This window comes from Streptomyces sp. NPDC003691, assembly GCF_053981115.1.
On sequence record NZ_JBSFNQ010000013.1, the window covers coordinates 91937 to 106974 of the forward strand.

The 15038-nt window shown below is 72.8% G+C and carries 11 protein-coding genes; 5 read left to right on the forward strand and 6 right to left on the reverse strand.

Annotated features, from left to right (window positions below; translation table 11 throughout):
• Positions 1 to 27: 27 nt before the first annotated feature.
• The 4 genes from ACWDR0_RS09300 to ACWDR0_RS09315 form a co-directional block, all read right to left on the reverse strand.
• A complete protein-coding gene (locus tag ACWDR0_RS09300; protein WP_456351021.1) occupies positions 28 to 1077 on the reverse strand; it encodes a substrate-binding domain-containing protein in 1050 nt (349 codons plus the stop codon).
• Between the two features lie 103 nt (positions 1078 to 1180).
• Positions 1181 to 2227: an ABC transporter permease gene (locus ACWDR0_RS09305; RefSeq protein ID WP_456351022.1), complete on the reverse strand. Its 1047-nt coding sequence runs from the start codon at positions 2225 to 2227 to the stop codon at positions 1181 to 1183.
• Complete coding sequence (locus ACWDR0_RS09310) at positions 2224 to 3747, reverse strand: sugar ABC transporter ATP-binding protein (RefSeq protein ID WP_456351023.1); 1524 nt, start codon at positions 3745 to 3747, stop codon at positions 2224 to 2226. Before ACWDR0_RS09310 ends, ACWDR0_RS09305 begins: the two co-directional genes overlap by 4 nt.
• A gap of 474 nt (positions 3748 to 4221) precedes the next feature.
• Positions 4222 to 5403 carry an ROK family protein gene (locus tag ACWDR0_RS09315; protein WP_456351024.1) on the reverse strand — a complete coding sequence of 394 codons (1182 nt, stop codon included), beginning with the start codon at positions 5401 to 5403 and terminating at the stop codon, positions 4222 to 4224.
• Between the two features lie 373 nt (positions 5404 to 5776).
• Here ACWDR0_RS09315 and ACWDR0_RS09320 point away from each other — a divergent pair, with 373 nt between their 5' ends.
• Complete coding sequence (locus ACWDR0_RS09320; protein ID WP_456351025.1) at positions 5777 to 8578, forward strand: hypothetical protein; 2802 nt, start codon at positions 5777 to 5779, stop codon at positions 8576 to 8578.
• An 83-nt stretch (positions 8579 to 8661) separates the two neighbouring features.
• On the opposite strand, the gene ACWDR0_RS09325 is transcribed toward ACWDR0_RS09320, so the two are convergent.
• Positions 8662 to 9147 carry an NUDIX domain-containing protein gene (locus tag ACWDR0_RS09325; RefSeq protein WP_456351026.1) on the reverse strand — a complete coding sequence of 162 codons (486 nt, stop codon included), beginning with the start codon at positions 9145 to 9147 and terminating at the stop codon, positions 8662 to 8664.
• 157 nt (positions 9148 to 9304) lie between these two features.
• Between ACWDR0_RS09325 and ACWDR0_RS09330 the strand changes: the two genes are divergently transcribed.
• Positions 9305 to 9694, forward strand: coding sequence for a hypothetical protein (locus ACWDR0_RS09330; protein WP_456351027.1), 390 nt, complete (start codon positions 9305 to 9307; stop codon positions 9692 to 9694).
• A gap of 12 nt (positions 9695 to 9706) precedes the next feature.
• Here the strand turns inward: ACWDR0_RS09330 and ACWDR0_RS09335 are convergent, their stop codons facing one another.
• Positions 9707 to 10663, reverse strand: coding sequence for a beta-ketoacyl-ACP synthase III (locus ACWDR0_RS09335; protein ID WP_456351028.1), 957 nt, complete (start codon positions 10661 to 10663; stop codon positions 9707 to 9709).
• A gap of 262 nt (positions 10664 to 10925) precedes the next feature.
• On the opposite strand from ACWDR0_RS09335, the gene fdhD reads away from it, so the two are divergent.
• The 3 genes from fdhD (at position 10926) to ACWDR0_RS09350 (ending at position 15037) form a co-directional block, all read left to right on the forward strand.
• Positions 10926 to 11762, forward strand: a complete 837-nt coding sequence (gene fdhD / locus ACWDR0_RS09340; protein WP_456351029.1) for a formate dehydrogenase accessory sulfurtransferase FdhD — start codon at positions 10926 to 10928, stop codon at positions 11760 to 11762.
• A 317-nt stretch (positions 11763 to 12079) separates the two neighbouring features.
• On the forward strand, positions 12080 to 13903 hold the full coding sequence (locus ACWDR0_RS09345; RefSeq protein ID WP_456351030.1) for an AMP-dependent synthetase/ligase: 1824 nt from the start codon (positions 12080 to 12082) through the stop codon (positions 13901 to 13903).
• 84 nt (positions 13904 to 13987) lie between these two features.
• The gene (locus tag ACWDR0_RS09350) at positions 13988 to 15037 is read left to right on the forward strand and encodes an LLM class flavin-dependent oxidoreductase (RefSeq protein WP_456351031.1); all 1050 of its coding nucleotides are present in this window, start codon (positions 13988 to 13990) and stop codon (positions 15035 to 15037) included.
• The last annotated feature ends 1 nt before the right edge of the window (position 15038 follow it).

A 15038-nucleotide genomic window follows, 5' to 3' on the forward strand; every position in this document is an offset into this window, starting at 1 on the left:
TCTGCTCGGTGGGGGCGGGCGCGCCGGTCAGATGAAGCCGGTGGGCAGGTACTGGTCGACGTTGTCCTTGGTGACGACGGCCGAGTAGAGGGTGATCGAGGCCGGGATCTCCATCTCGGCCATGCCGCCCACCCCCTTGCCCTGGGCGACGGCGCGGGCGATGTCGATGGCGGAGGCGGACATCGTCGGCGGGTAGAGCACGGTCGCCTTCAGCACGCTGTTGTCGGCCTTGATGGCGTCCATGGCCGATTTGGCCCCGGCGCCGCCGACCATGACGAAGTCCTTCCGGCCCGCCTGGGCGATGGCGCGCAGGGCGCCCACGCCCTGGTCGTCGTCGTGGTTCCAGAGGGCGTCGAAGTCGGACTGGGCCTGGAGCAGCTGGGCCATCTTGGCCTGGCCGGACTCCACGGTGAACTCGGCGGCCTGGCGGGCGACCTTCCGGATGTTGGGGTAGTTCTTCAGGGCGTCGTCGAAGCCCTGGGTGCGCTGTTTGGTCAGTTCGAGGTTGTCCACCCCGGCCAGCTCGACCACCTTGGCGTCCGGCTTGTCCTTGAGCTGTTCGCCGATGTAGTTCCCGGCGTTCAGACCCATGCCGTAGTTGTCGCCGCCGATCCAGCAGCGGTACGCCTGCGGCGAGGCGAAGATCCGGTCCAGGTTGATCACCGGGATACCGGCCTTCATGGCCTGGAGTCCGATCTGGGTCAGCGCCTTGCCGTCGGCGGGCAGGATGACCAGAACGTCGACCTTCTTGTTGATCAGGGTCTGCACCTGGCCGATCTGGGCGGCGGTGTCGTTGGACCCCTCGGTGATCTCCAGGGTGACGTCGGAGTACTTCTTCGCCCGCTGCCGGGCGTTGTCGTTGATGGCGTTGAGCCAGCCGTGGTCGGCCTGGGGGCCGGCGAAGCCGATGGTGACGGCCTTGCCCGGGGCGCCGTCGGCGACCGGCGCGTTCGCCGGGGCGGCGGAGTCCTTCTTGGCGGGCTCGTTGCTGGTGCAGCCGGTGATCAGGGCACCGGCGGAGACGGCGGCGGTTCCGAGGAGGATTCCTCTGCGGGAGGGCGATGAGATGTCGGGCATGACGGATCGGACCCTTCGGCTCGGCGGATGGTGAGGGTGAGGGTTCTGCTGGGTGGAGGTGCGGTGGGGTGCGGTGGGTACGGGCGGCGCGGGTCCGGACCGGTCAGGTCTCCCCGCGGCGGCGCAGCGTGTGGTGCTGCACCAGGACCGCGACGATGATGATCGCGCCCTTGGCGATCTGCTGGACGGCGGTCTCCAGGTTGTTCAGGGCGAAGATGTTGGTGATCGTGGTGAAGATCAGCACGCCGAGTACGGAGCCGACGACGGTGCCCCGGCCGCCGCTGAGCAGGGTGCCGCCGATGATGGCGGCGGCGATGGCGTCCAGCTCGTAGAGGTTGCCGTTGGTGTTCTGGCCGGAGCCGGAGAGCACGACGAGCATGAAGGCGGCGATCCCGCAGCAGAGCCCGGACAGGACGTACAGATAGAGGCGCTGGCGGCGGACGTCGATCCCGGCCAGCCGGGCCGCTTCGGGATTGCCGCCGACGGCGAAGGTGCGCCGGCCGAAGGTGGTGCGGTTCAGTACCAGCCAGCCGATGACGACGACCGCGGCGAAGATCAGTACCAGGGGCGGGATGCCCAGGACGTAGGCGTCCTTGACCCCGAGGTCGAGCACGGAGTCGACGGTGACGATCTGGGTCTTGCCGTCGGTGATCTGGAGGGCGAGACCGCGGGCCGAGGCGAGCATCGCGATGGTCGCGATGAACGGGACGAGGCCGCCGTAGGCGATCAGGACCCCGTTGACCAGTCCGCAGCCCACCCCGACGGCGACCGCGGTGAACAGGATGCCCGCGAAGCCGTACTCCTGGGTGGCGAGGGTCGTCGCCCAGACGGATGCCAGGGCCACCATCGCGCCGACCGAGAGATCGATGCCGCCGCTGGTGATGACGAAGGTCATGCCGACGGTGACGACCCCGATGATCGACGCCTGGACCAGTACCAGCTGGAGGTTGCTGACGGCGAGGAACTCGTCGGGCTTGGTGAAGCCGCCGACCACGATCAGGGCGGCGAGCACGCCGAGCAGCGACAGATTGCGGACGTCGAGGCGGAGGCCGGCGGCGGGGCCGGGGCCCCGCTCCCCCGGCTTCTTCGCGGGGGTGTTCTTCAGGAGGCTCGGCGCGTCCTGGCGCGCCGCCGATGCGGGCTGCGTCATGCCGTCGGGTTCCCTTCCATCACGAGATCGAGGACGCGGTGCTCGTCGAGGTCGCGGGCGTCGGCCGTGTGGACGACGCTGCCCTCGCGCAGCACCAGCACCCGGTCGGCGAGGCCCAGCACCTCGGGCACCTCACTGGAGACGAGGAGTACGGCCAGGCCCTCGTCGGCGAGCCGCCGGATCACGGCGTACAGCTCGGCCCGGGCCCCGACGTCCACGCCCCGGGTGGGCTCGTCCAGCAGCAGCACCTTGCAGCCCCGCAGCAGCCAGCGGGCGAGAACCGCCTTCTGCTGGTTGCCGCCGGAGAGGGTGCGGACTGCGGCGTCGGGGTTGTCGGGGCGCAGGGAGAGTTCACGGGTCGCCGCGCGGGCCGCCGCGCGTTCGGCGGACCGGTCGAGCCAGCCCAGGCGGGCGAAGCGGGCGAGCGTGGCGACCGAGACATTGCGGGTGACGGACTCGGTCAGCAGCAGTCCCTGGGCCTTGCGTTCCTCGGGGGCGAGCCCGATACCGGCGGCGACGGCGGACCGTACGCTGCCGGGGCGCAGCGGGCGGCCTTCGACCAGGACCCGGCCGGCATCGGGGCGGCGGGCACCGTACACCGTCTCCAGGATCTCGGAGCGGCCGGAGCCGACCAGTCCGGCGAGGCCGACGATCTCCCCGGGGCGGACTTCGAGGTCGACCGGGGCGAACTCGCCCGCGCGGGTCAGCCCTTCGACCCGCAGCACCGGTTCGGTGCCGGCCGGGGCGGGTGCCGCGGGCCGTTCGGGGAAGACGTACTCGACCTTCCGTCCGGTCATCAGGGCGACGACCTCGTTCGTCGGGGTCGACTCGGCGGGCAGCCCGCGGGCGACCGCCCGGCCGTCCTTGAGGACGGTGACCCGGTCGCCGATCCGGCGGATCTCCTCCAGCCGGTGGGAGATGTAGACGACGGCGACTCCCGCGGCGGTCAGACCGGCGACGATCCGGAAGAGGTTGTCGACCTCGTCCGGGTCGAGGGCGGCGGACGGTTCGTCCATGACGATCAGCCGGACGTCGTGGGAGAGCGCCCGGGCCATCGAGACGATCTGCTGCTGGGCGGCGGAGAGCGCGCCGACCGGGCGGGCCGGGTCGATCTCCGGATGGCCGAGCCGCCGGAGCAGCGCGGCGGTGGCCGTCCGGGCCGCGCCGGCCCGGACGACGAATCCGGCGGCGGTGGGCTCATGGCCGAGGTGTACGTTCTCGGCCACCGACAGGCCCTCCACCAGGTCGAGTTCCTGGTAGATGGTGGCGATACCGAGACGCATGGCGGCGATCGGGGAGCGCAGCGCGACGGGTTCGCCGCGCCAGGTGATGGTGCCGTCGTCGGGCTGGTGGGCCCCGGCGAGCACTTTGATCAGGGTGGACTTGCCCGCGCCGTTCTGGCCGAGAAGGCAGTGGACCTCACCGGCCGCCACCTCCAGGTCGACGCCGTCGAGGGCGCGGACACCGGGGAACGATTTGGTGATGCCGGACATGGTGAGCAAGGGAGGTTCTGGTGCCATGGCTGTTCCCCTCGGCGGGTGCGGCCGTCCGGCGGCACGCCGGACGGGGCCCGCGGACTCGGCCGCGGGCGCGCGGACGCGCGGTGCGGTACGGCAGGCGTCTGGGACGGGTGGGGGGAGCTGATGGTGGGTGCCGGCGGCGTACGGAGGTGGGGCGCCCGGGTGGGCGCCGGTGGCGTACGGAGGGGCGCACCGCCGGGAGCGGGGTGCGCGACGGGCCCGCGCCGCTCTGGTGGCACGTGTTACCTACGGCACGGCCGGAGCGTTCCGGTGGTGCGCGGGGGCGGGGGCGGGCCGGTGCGTGAAGGTGACCGGTGGGGCTGCGGGTGAGGGTGGGGGCGGGACGGTGGGCGGAGGTGGGCGGCGGTGAGTGCTTACGGGTTCGGGCGGGTCGGACGGGTCGTACGGGTGGTGCTCGTGGTGCCGGACGTACGGGTGGCGCGGGTACTTCCGTCGGTACGGGTCGCCGGCCCGTCAGGCCGGTGAGAACAGGTGGTCGCTGATGAGCCGGGCGGCGCCGATGACTCCGGCGGCGGCGCCCAGTTCGCCCAGGACGATGGGGAGGTTTCCGGTGGCCAGCGGGAGCGACCGGCGGTAGACCTGGGTCCGCACGGCGGCCAGCAGCGTATGACCGAGTCCGGTCACCCCGCCGCCGATCACCACCAGACCGGGGTTGAAGAAGCTGACGAGTCCGGCGACGACCTGGCCGACGCGGTTGCCGCCCTCGCGGATCAGCTCCAGCGCCGCGGTGTCCCCGGCGGCCGCCGCCGCGGACACGTCCGCCGCGGTCAGCCGGCCCGCCGCAGCGAGCCGTTCGGCCAGCTCGGGCGAGCGGCCGGAGCGGGCCGCCTCCTCGGCGTCGCGGGCGAGCGCCGCGCCGCTGAAGTGTGCTTCGAGACAGCCCTTGTTGCCGCAGGCGCAGGCCCGGCCGTAGGGGTCGACCTGGATATGGCCGATGTCCCCGGCGCTGCCGGTCGTACCGCGGTACACCTGGCCGCCGACGACGATCCCGCAGCCGATACCGGTGCCGATCTTGACGCAGAGGAAGTCGCCGACGGAGCGGGCCACCCCGGCGTGCTGCTCGCCCATGGCCATCAGGTTCACGTCGTTGTCGACCATGACCGGGCAGCCAAGGTCCTGGCTGAGCGCCTCTCGGACGGGGAAGCCGTCCCAGCCCGGCATGATCGGCGGGGCCACCGGGACGCCCTCCGGATAGCGGACCGGCCCGGGGACCCCGATACCGGCGCCGTCGAAGCCCTCGGCGAGGCCGGTGGCCTTCAGCTTGGCGGCCATCGCGAGGACCTGCTCGAAGACCGCGACGGGTCCTTCGCGTACGTCCATCGGGTGGTTGAGGTGTCCGAGCACCTCCAGTTCGGCGTTGGTGACCGCGACATCGACCGAGGTGGCGCCGATGTCGACGCCGAGGAAGCGGAGTCCGGGGGCGAGCCGGATGTTGTGGGAGCGCCGCCCGCCGCGCGAGGCGGCGAGCCCGTCCGCGACGACCAGTCCGGTCTCCAGCAGCTTGTCGACCTCGACGGCCAGTTTGGAGCGGGAGAGGTCCACGAGATCGCCGAGCTGGGCCCGGGAGTTGGGCCCCCCGTCGCGCAGCAGCTTGAGCAGCCTCGCCTGGTGCGCGTTCGCGGGTCGAGCGGTCATGCGTCTCATTTCCCCTCCCCTCCCCCGGCCATCGGCGTGGGGACCCCTGCCGGTCCTGACTGATCAGGCTTTCGAGGGGAACGTAGCAGCGCTTTCACCAAGGGGGAAGAACTTGCGCAGAGTTCCATGACAACTTCTTCCACAGTCTGGACAAAGCAGTAGCGGCGCAAGGACGATCACACTCCGCGGGGTGACGGCTCCGCGGGATCCGGCCCTGTTCCCGTACAGCCACGGCCGGTTCCTGCTGCCTGCCGACCCGGTGCCCCGGCACCTTCCGCTTCGGCTGCCACAATCACTCCGCGCGCGCCGCGCCGCACGAGGACGGCCTGCCGGGCGCGTACACCGCGAAGCTGCTGGACGAGGAAGGCAGAGCATGACCGAGCGTCGCACCGATCCACGGCCGCCCGGGGCATGGTGGTCGGAGGAGGACCAGGAGTGGGTGCTCGGTGACAGGGACGAGGACGGGCGGCTCACGGGCCCGGTCCGCTACTGGGACGCGGACGGCCGGTTCATCTGCGAGTCCGAGCATGTCGCGGGCCGCCCGCACGGCGTCTACCGGCGCTACGACCACCCCGGCGGCGAGCTGTCGCAGGAGGGCCGGTACGCCGACGGCCGTATCGACGGCGTACGGCGCATCCACCGTCCGCCTGTCCCGGTGGCCGGGCGGCCGTGGTCCGGGTACGGCTCGGGCGGGCCGTGGGAGGGCACGGCGAAGTCCATACGCGTCTACGAGTGCGTGTACGAGGACGGCGATCTGATCGGCACGCGCTTTCTCGACGGAGCCGGGGTCGAGGTCCATCGCAGCTCCGGCGAGCCCGTGCCGCCGCGCCCCGACGGCGTGGCACCCACGGCGAGCCATCTGCCGAACGCGGATCCTCCGTGGCTGTTCATGCGACGGCGTGGCGAGAACGGCGACGGGACACTGGAGACCCGGGGCTGGTGGGCCGACGGCACCCTCCAAAGCGAGCGGACACCCGACGGCACCGAGTACACGTACTACACGACGGGCGTGCTGCGCTCCGAGGGACGCCGCGTGGCCCGTGACAAGGTCCGCCCCCAGCACGGCACCTGGCGCCATTACGACGCGCACGGGCTGCTGCGCCGCGAGTCCGTCCACGACCCGGGGGCCGGCCACGGGGCCGAGCGGCACCGGACCTGGCACCGCACGGCCGAGGAGGCGGACGGCCGCGGAGTCACCCGCTCCGGCCCGGTCGAGGACCAGGTCGAGGTGGGCCTCTGGCAGGTCCGCGACGCCACCGGCGCGGTGGTGCGGGAGGTGCGGTTGGGCCGCCGGTGGAGCGACGCCGGCCTGCGGTCCTCCCCGGCTGCCGCCGACCGGCCCTACAGCACGGCGGAACTGCGCGCCGTGCTGTCCGAAGCCGAAGCCGACGACCCCGGCGGCGCCGCCGCGCAGCTGGCCCGGCTGCGGCTCGCCGCCCGGGAAGGCGCCACGGCGCTCACCCCGGTCGTCGGCGACGAACTGCCCTGGCCCGCCGTCACGGTCGACGATCCCCACGGGTACGACGGCGTCCCGGCCTCGCCCCTGACATCGCAGTCGTCACTCGCCGAGGTGATCCACGCCGTGCGGTGGGGGGAACCCGCGGGCCCGACGCTGGCCCGGCTCGCCCGGGACCTCTTCCGCGGCGGACATCCGCAGGCCGCCCTGGACGTCATCGACGCGGCGCTCCTCCTCGGCGGCGATCCCGACCTGCACCGGACACGGGGGATCGTGCGGAGGGCCCTCGGGCACGACACCGAAGCGGACTCCGTCGCCCCGGGCCCGGACCACGTCGACCGGACCGCCGAGCGTCTGCTGCTCGCCATCCGCGAACGCCCGGCCGACAACGGCCCCCGGCTGGCCTACGCGGAGCTCGCGGCCGTCTCCCATCCCGAGCACGCCCGGTTGATCACCGTCCAGTGCGGCGACGCGGACGGCGAGGACGCCGCCGTGGCGGACTACCTGGCCACCCTGCCCGAGGAGGTACGCGAAGCGCTCACCGGCAGCCCGGAGCACGGATTCGTGCGCACTCTCACCGACGTGGAAGCGGAAATCTTCCTGCGCCACCACGACGCCCTCTTCCGTACCGCGCCCGAAGACGACCGGCTCGAACTCCAGTTCGCGGGCGACCATCTCGCCGAGATCTCGCTGCTTCCCGCCCTCGGCCGGTACCGCACGCTGCGCACCTACGACAGCGGCTGCCTGGGCGGTGACGCCGTGGCCCGGCTGGCCCGGTCACCGTATCTGCGACAGTTGGAGGACCTTGCGCTGCCGGATTCCGGCCTGGGCGACGAGGACCTGACCGCGCTCCTCACCAGTCACAGCTACCCCCTCCTGCGTGCACTGGATGTGTCCGCCTCACGTTACGACGAGCAGGACTGGACCTCCGCAGGGCTCGTACGACTGACGGAAGCCGTGTTCGCACCGCATCTGGAGCGCCTCGACCTCGGGCGCCGCAGCTACGACGACCTCGACAGCGCCCTGGTGACGGCCCTGACGGCACTTCCGCGACTCGCCGACCTCAGACTCGACAGCCATCTGCTCGGCGACGAGGTGCCGGCCCGGCTGAGCGAGCTGCCCAACCGCTTCACCGCGCTCGACCTCACCAGCGGCGCCTTCACCCCGGAAGGCGTCGGCGTACTGGTCAACTCCCCCGTGACAGCCGGTCTCCAACGGCTCGGCATGCGCATCGACAGCGGCGACGCTCCGGCGGCGATGCTCACGCTGGTGCGGGGACGGCAGCTCGGCGCCCTGCGAGCACTCCGCCTGTCGGGCGGCTTCCACGACGAAGGGAAGCTGCCGCCCGGGATCGGCCGTGCCCTCGCCGAGTCGGTGTTCACCGGAACACTGGAAGAGCTGCAACTGTCGGGGGGCCGTCTCGGCCCCGAAGGCGCGGCCGGACTGACAGCGGCACCGTTCCGGCGGCTGCGCGTCCTCGGCCTCCGTCACTGCGGCATCGGCGACGAAGGAGCACGGGTCCTGGCCCGCACCCCGGCACTGGCCACGCTGCGACGGCTCACTCTCGATGAGAACGGGATCGGCGACGCGGGTGCGCTGGCCCTGGCCGAGTCCCCGTACCTGGCCGGACTCGAAGGCCTCGGACTCCGCTGGAACCAGCTCGGCGACCGTGCCACCCGGGCGCTGCGTGAACGCTTCGGCCGCGCCCTTGAAGTATGACGGGTTCCAGGCACTGACCCACCGCGCTCCCGTGCCACCGCCCCGTACGCGGCATACGCCACGGGCGCCCCGCCCCGTGCCCGCTACGGTCGCCCCGCCCCGCCCGCCGTCAGCGCGGCCAGCCGGTCGAGAAAGACGACCTGCCCCTTGACCAGCAGCCTCCGGGCGGTCGCCGGATCCACCCAGGCCACCCGGTCGATCTCGGGGAACTCCCGGATCCGGCCGGAGCGCGGCGGCCACTCCATCCGGAACGTGCCCGGCACCACCAGCGCCGGGTCCAGATCGGCCGCCAGCGCCCAGAGGGTGACCAGCTTCCCGCTGGGCTGGCGCTCCTCGCCGAGCGGCTGCCACGGGCCGTCGGGCGGGGCGATGCCCAGCTCCTCCTCGAATTCGCGCCGGGCCGCCGCCTCGGGCGTCTCGTCGTCCCCGTACTGCCCCTTCGGGAACGACCACGCCTGCTCGTCCTTGCGCGCCCAGAGCGGCCCGCCCATATGCCCGATCAGGACCTCGGTCCCGCCGTCGCGCTCGCGGTGCAGTACCAGCCCCGCGCTCCGTATCGTCACCGCCATGCGCCCAGTCTGCCGGGCCGCGGTCCGCCCGGCACCCGGTTCACCGGCGGCCCGGGCGACGACCCGGGGCAACCGCGCGCTCACCCGGTGTGTTGCGGGGTCCCCGGAGCCGTGCTGCGCTGGAGCGGGCCGCACCACCGGACGAGGAGCGCACGCCATGAGAACGGAACGCCGGCCGCAGCCGAGCCGTATCGCCCTGGTCGTCGCCGCGCTGGCGCTGGCGCTGGCCGGTCCGGCCGCCGGTGCGCAGACGGTCCGGGCCGCCGCCGCACCGGCCGCGGCGGCTCACCCGTCCGCTCTCCCGGCACCGGCAGCGGCGGCGGACTGCGGAACGTCCGGCGCCCGGGCGGGGACGGCCGCACCGACGTGCGCACTCCTCCGCTGCCCCGCCTGCCGGCACTGCGTCCCCTTCAAGGGGTGCGTGCCGGTGCGCTGCCCCGCCGGGTGGACCTGCAATCCCGAACTCAATCGCTGCACCCCGGCGGCGGCAGGCGCGTCGCGCTTCGCACCGGCACCCGCGGCCCCGCTCGCCGCCGCCGCCCGCTGAGCGCCCCCGTTCTCAGGGGCAGCGGACGATCTGCCCCGCGTAGGACAGGTTGCCGCCGAAGCCGAACAGCAGTACCGGGGCGCCCTTGGGGATCTCGCCCCGCTCCACGAGCTTGGAGAACGCCATCGGGATCGACGCGGCCGAGGTGTTGCCCGACTCGACGACGTCCCGCGCGATCACCGCGTTCACCGCGCCGATCTTCCGGGCGATGGGCTCGATGATCCGCAGATTGGCCTGGTGCAGGACGACGGCGGCCAGCTCGGCCGGGTCCACCCCGCCGCGCTCGCAGACCGAGCGGGCGATGGGCGGCAGCTGGGTGGTGGCCCAGCGATAGACCGTCTGGCCCTCCTGCGCGAAACGCGGCGGGGTGCCCTCGATCCGTACGGCATGGCCCATCTCGGGCACCGAGCCCCACACCACCGGCCCGATACCGGGCGCCGGGTCCCCGTCCTCGTACTCGGCCGCCTCGACGACCGCCGCGCCCGCCCCGTCACCGGTCAGCACACAGGTGGTGCGGTCGGTCCAGTCCGTGACCGCGGTCATGCTATCGGCCCCGATGACCAGGGCCCGGCGGGCCGAACCGGCCCGTACCGCGTGGTCGGCGGTGGCCAGGGCGTGGGTGAAGCCGGCACAGACCACATTGAGGTCCATGACCGCCGGGGAGCCCATGCCCAGCCGGGCCGCGACCCGGGCCGCGGTGTTCGGGGACCGGTCGATCGCCGTGGAGGTCGCGACCAGCACCAGGTCCACATCGCCCGGCGTCAGCCCGGCCCCGGCCAGTGCCTTGGCCGCGGCGTGTGCCGCCAGCTCGTCCACCGGCTCGTCCTCGGCCGCCCGGTGCCGGGTGAGGATGCCGACGCGGGAGCGGATCCACTCGTCACTGGTGTCCACCAGGGCTTCGAGGTCCGCATTGGTCAGCACGGACGCGGGCTGGTAGTGCCCCAGTGACGCGATACGCGTTCCGATCATTGCTGGGATTCCCTTTCCGCGGACGTACGAACACCCCAGTGTTCGCGGCTACCACCTGGTACGACGTCGGGTGACCCGACAGGATTCGCCCCCAGTTTTCTGTAGCTTTCCCGAGGATCCGGCACGGCCCGGCGCTCGTGCACCCCCGCCGGGGCCGCCCGGGCACTCTTCTCCGGTACCGGAGAATGGGCGGGCCGCCCCCGGCCCACCGGGCCGGACCCTCCTCGGGCGGAGCAGCGAGAAGAACGGGATGTGATCGCCCATGGGACGGGTGACCGAGCGCCGCCGTACCCTCCGGATCAGGGACGGCGCGGTGTCCGACCGCCCCGACACGCTGGTCGTCGAGGAGCCGCTGGAGATCCGGCTCAACGGGGAACCGCTGGCGATCACCATGCGCACCCCCGGCGACGACTTCGCCCTGGCCACGGGCTTCCTGGTCAGCGAAGGGGTGATCGGGGCGGCCGGGGACGTCCGGCAGATCCTGTACTGCGCCGGGACGACCGCGGAGGGGGTGAACACCTACAACGTGGTCGACGTCCGGCTCGCGCCCGGGGTCCCCGAACCCGATACCGATCTGCGCCGCAAGGTGTACACGACGTCCTCGTGCGGGCTGTGCGGCAAGGCCAGTCTCGACTCCGTACGCACCAGGACCCGGCATCCGGTCACCGACCCGGCGGCCCCGCGGCTCACCCCGGAGCTGCTCTCGGCGCTGCCGGAGAAGCTGCGGGCCGCGCAGCGGGTCTTCGACCGCACGGGCGGGCTGCACGCGGCGGCCCTCTTCTCCGAGGCCGGTGAGCTGCTGGACGTACGGGAGGACGTGGGACGGCACAACGCGGTCGACAAGCTGATCGGGCGGGCGGTGCAGAACGGCGGTCTGCCGCTCTCCCGGGTCGTGCTGCTGGTCTCCGGCCGGGCCTCCTTCGAGCTGGTCCAGAAGGCGGTGATGGCCGGGATCCCGGTGCTGGCGGCGGTCTCGGCGCCCTCGTCGCTCGCGGTGGACCTGGCGGCCGAATCGGGAGTGACGCTGGTGGGTTTTCTGCGCGGCCCGAACATGAACGTGTACACGGGAACGGAGCGCATCGCCGTCGACGGCGGCTGACGGACGGTGGTGCGCGCGGGCGGCGGCAGGGGGTACGCGCGGGCTTGCGCGCCGTCTTATATGCCGTTGTGCGCCCCAACGGGAGGTAAAACTCGGCAAAGCCGGAGTGTCCTGACGGGTCGGATTCCGTGCCGGTCGGACCTCGCCGGACCCGGGCCCGGCCCGGGATCCCGGCCCCACCCTCCGTATCCGCCCCGGTCGGCGGCTCTGACCTGTGGCAATGCCAATCGTCCAAGAGTTCTGCAACGGAGTCCCGCGGGGCTCCGCGGTGGGGTAGCGTCGCGCGCGCTGTGCGGAGCGCCACAAGGAGCAGGCCATTGCGCGAGTTCACTGTCCCCCCGCTGGACGCGCCCCCTCTTGTCGGCGGACTGGCCGACGCGGTCTTCCACCGCGCCGACCGGTTCCCGGAACGGGTCGCCCTCAGCCGCAGGAGCCAGGACGGCACCTGGGCGGAGGTGACCTCGGCGCGCTTCCGCGACGAGGTCCTCGCCCTCGCCAAAGGGCTGATAGCCGACGGCGTCCGGTTCGGCGACCGGGTCGCGCTGATGTGCCGGACCCGCTACGAGTGGACCCTCTTCGACTTCGCGCTCTGGACCGTCGGCGCCCAGTCCGTCCCGCTCTACCCCACCTCCTCGCGGGAGCAGGTGTTCTGGATCCTCCAGGACGCCGAGGTGTCCGCCGCCCTGGTGGAGCACGAGGACCACGCCATGACCGTGGGCTCCGTGATCGGCGGGCTGCCGCTGCTCAAGCGGCTGTGGCAGCTCGACGCGGGCGCCGTCGCCGATCTGGTCGCGGCCGGTGAGCGGATCGACGACCAGGTGGTGCACCGGCACCGGCGGGCGGTGACCCCCGACTCCACGGCCACCGTCGTCTACACCTCCGGCACCTCGGACCGCCCCCGGGGCTGCGTCCTCACCCATGCCCAGCTGATGTTCGAGTGCGACACGCTGAACGAGCACTGGGAGGCGGCGCTGCGCGGCCGGGCCGGTGAGGACGCGTCCACCCTGCTCTTTCTGCCGCTGGCCCATGTCTACGGGCGGATGGTGCAGGTCGCGGCGGTCCGCGGCGGGATACGGCTGGCCCATCAGCCGGCCGTCTCCGGCGAACCGCTGATGGCGGACCTGGCGGACTTCCGCCCCACGTTCGTGTCGGCCGTGCCGGCCGTCTTCGAGAAGATCTACGCGGAGGCCCGGCAGACCGCCGAGCGCGAGGGCCGGGGCGCGGCCTTCGACCGGGCCGCGGAGGCGGCCGTACGGTACGCGGAAGCCCTGGAGCAGCGGGCGTTCGGCCGCGGACCGGGCCCCACGGCCGCCATGCGGGTCCAGCACCAACTGCTCGACCGGTCGGTCTACGCCCGGGTGCGGGAAGCCCTCGGCGGCAGGCTGCGGCAGGCCATGACCGGCGGCTCGGGGATGTCCCGGCGGCTCGGGCTGTTCTTCGAGGGCGCGGGCATCACCGTGATGGAGGGCTACGGGCTCACCGAGACCGCGGGCGCCGCGACCGGCAATCCGCCCGGCCGGGTCAAGTACGGTACGGTCGGCCCGCCCGTACCGGGCACCACCGTCCATATCGCCGAGGACGGCGAGATCTGGCTGCACGGCCCCCAGGTCTTCGCGGGCTACCACTCCGACCCGGCGGCCACCGCCGAGGTCCTCCACGACGGCTGGCTGGCCACCGGCGACCTCGGTTCGCTGGACGAGGACGGCTATCTCACCGTCACCGGCCGGAAGACGGAGGTGCTGGTGACCTCCGGCGGCCGGAGCGTCTCCCCCGGGCCGCTGGAGGAGCGGGTGCGGGAGCACCCCCTGGTGGCGCAGTGCCTGGTGGTCGGCGACGACCGGCCGTTCGTGGCGGCCCTGATCACCGTCGACCAGGAGGCGGTGGACCACTGGCTGGCGATGCGCGGGCTGCCCGGCCTGCCGCCCGCGGAGCTGGTCCGCGACCCCGGTCTGGAGACCGAGATCCGGCGGGCGGTGGTGGCGGCGAACGCCCAGGTGCCGCAGGCGGAGTCGATCCGTACGTTCCGGATCCTGGCCCACCCCTTCACCGAGGAGCAGGGGCTGCTCACCCCGTCCCTGAAGCTGCGGCGGCGGGCGATCGAAGACGCGTACGCGGCGGAGGTCGAGGCGCTCTACCGCTGACCGGCGGAGCCGCGCCGCGGCGGATTTCGGCCGAGTCCGCCGTGGCGCCTGACGCAAGGCGGCCCAAGTCACCACAATGCCCGCATGAAATTCAGCTACGGGTGTCTCCCGGACTACCCTCTCGCCGACTTACTCCCGACCATCGAACTCGCCGACGAACTCGGCTTCTACGGCTGCTATCCGGCGGACGAGACCTGGCACAAGGACATCTGGGTGCTGCTCGCCGCGGCCGCGACCCGGACCCGGACGATCCGGCTGGGCCCGAGCGTCTCGCCGATGCTGCTGCGGGACCCCACCCATGTGGCCCAGGCGGTGGCGACGCTGGACGAACTGTCGGGCGGACGGGCGGAGGCGGTGCTGTCGAGCGGGAACACCGGTCTGCTGGAGCAGTACGGCATCGACGCCTCGCGCACCAAGCCGCTGTCGCGCACCAAGGAGGCCCTCCATGTGGTGCGGACCCTCCTCGACGAGGGGACCATCACCTTCGACGGCGAGTTCTACTCGTACGACGGGCTGTTCACCTTCGCCCGGCCGGTGCAGGAGCGGGTACCGCTGAAGCTCGGCGGGATGCGCGGACCACGCACCTTCGAAGCGGCCGGTGAACTCTCGGACGGCTGCCACCACGCCCTGAGCTACACCCGGGAGGCACACTCCTACATGGTCGACCGGCTGCGCGCCGGGGCCGAACGGGCGGGCAAGGACGTGGCGTCGCTGGACATCGGGGCCTGGGTGGTCTTCGCCACGGCCGAGGACTCGGCGGTCGCCCGTGAGGCGGCCCGCAGCATGGTCGGGATCTACGCCTCGGCGATGTCCGACGAGCAGGTGCGGCGCAACGGGGTGAACCCCGCGGAGCTGAAGCCCGTCGCGGACGCGGTCCGGGCGGGGGACCTCGCCCGGGGGATCGAACTGACGACACCGGAGCTGACGGAGCGCCTGTCGGTGTCGGGGACGCCCGAGGAGTGCGCCGAGAAGATCCGGGACGAGATCGCGGCGGCCGGGGTCAACCATCTGATCTGCGGAGTGGCGGACCGGACGCTGGTGAAGGCGTTCGCGGAACGCGATCTGCCGGAGGTGCCGGGGGTACGGGAGCAGCTGCGGCTGATCCACGACCGGATCATGCCCGCCTTCACCTGAC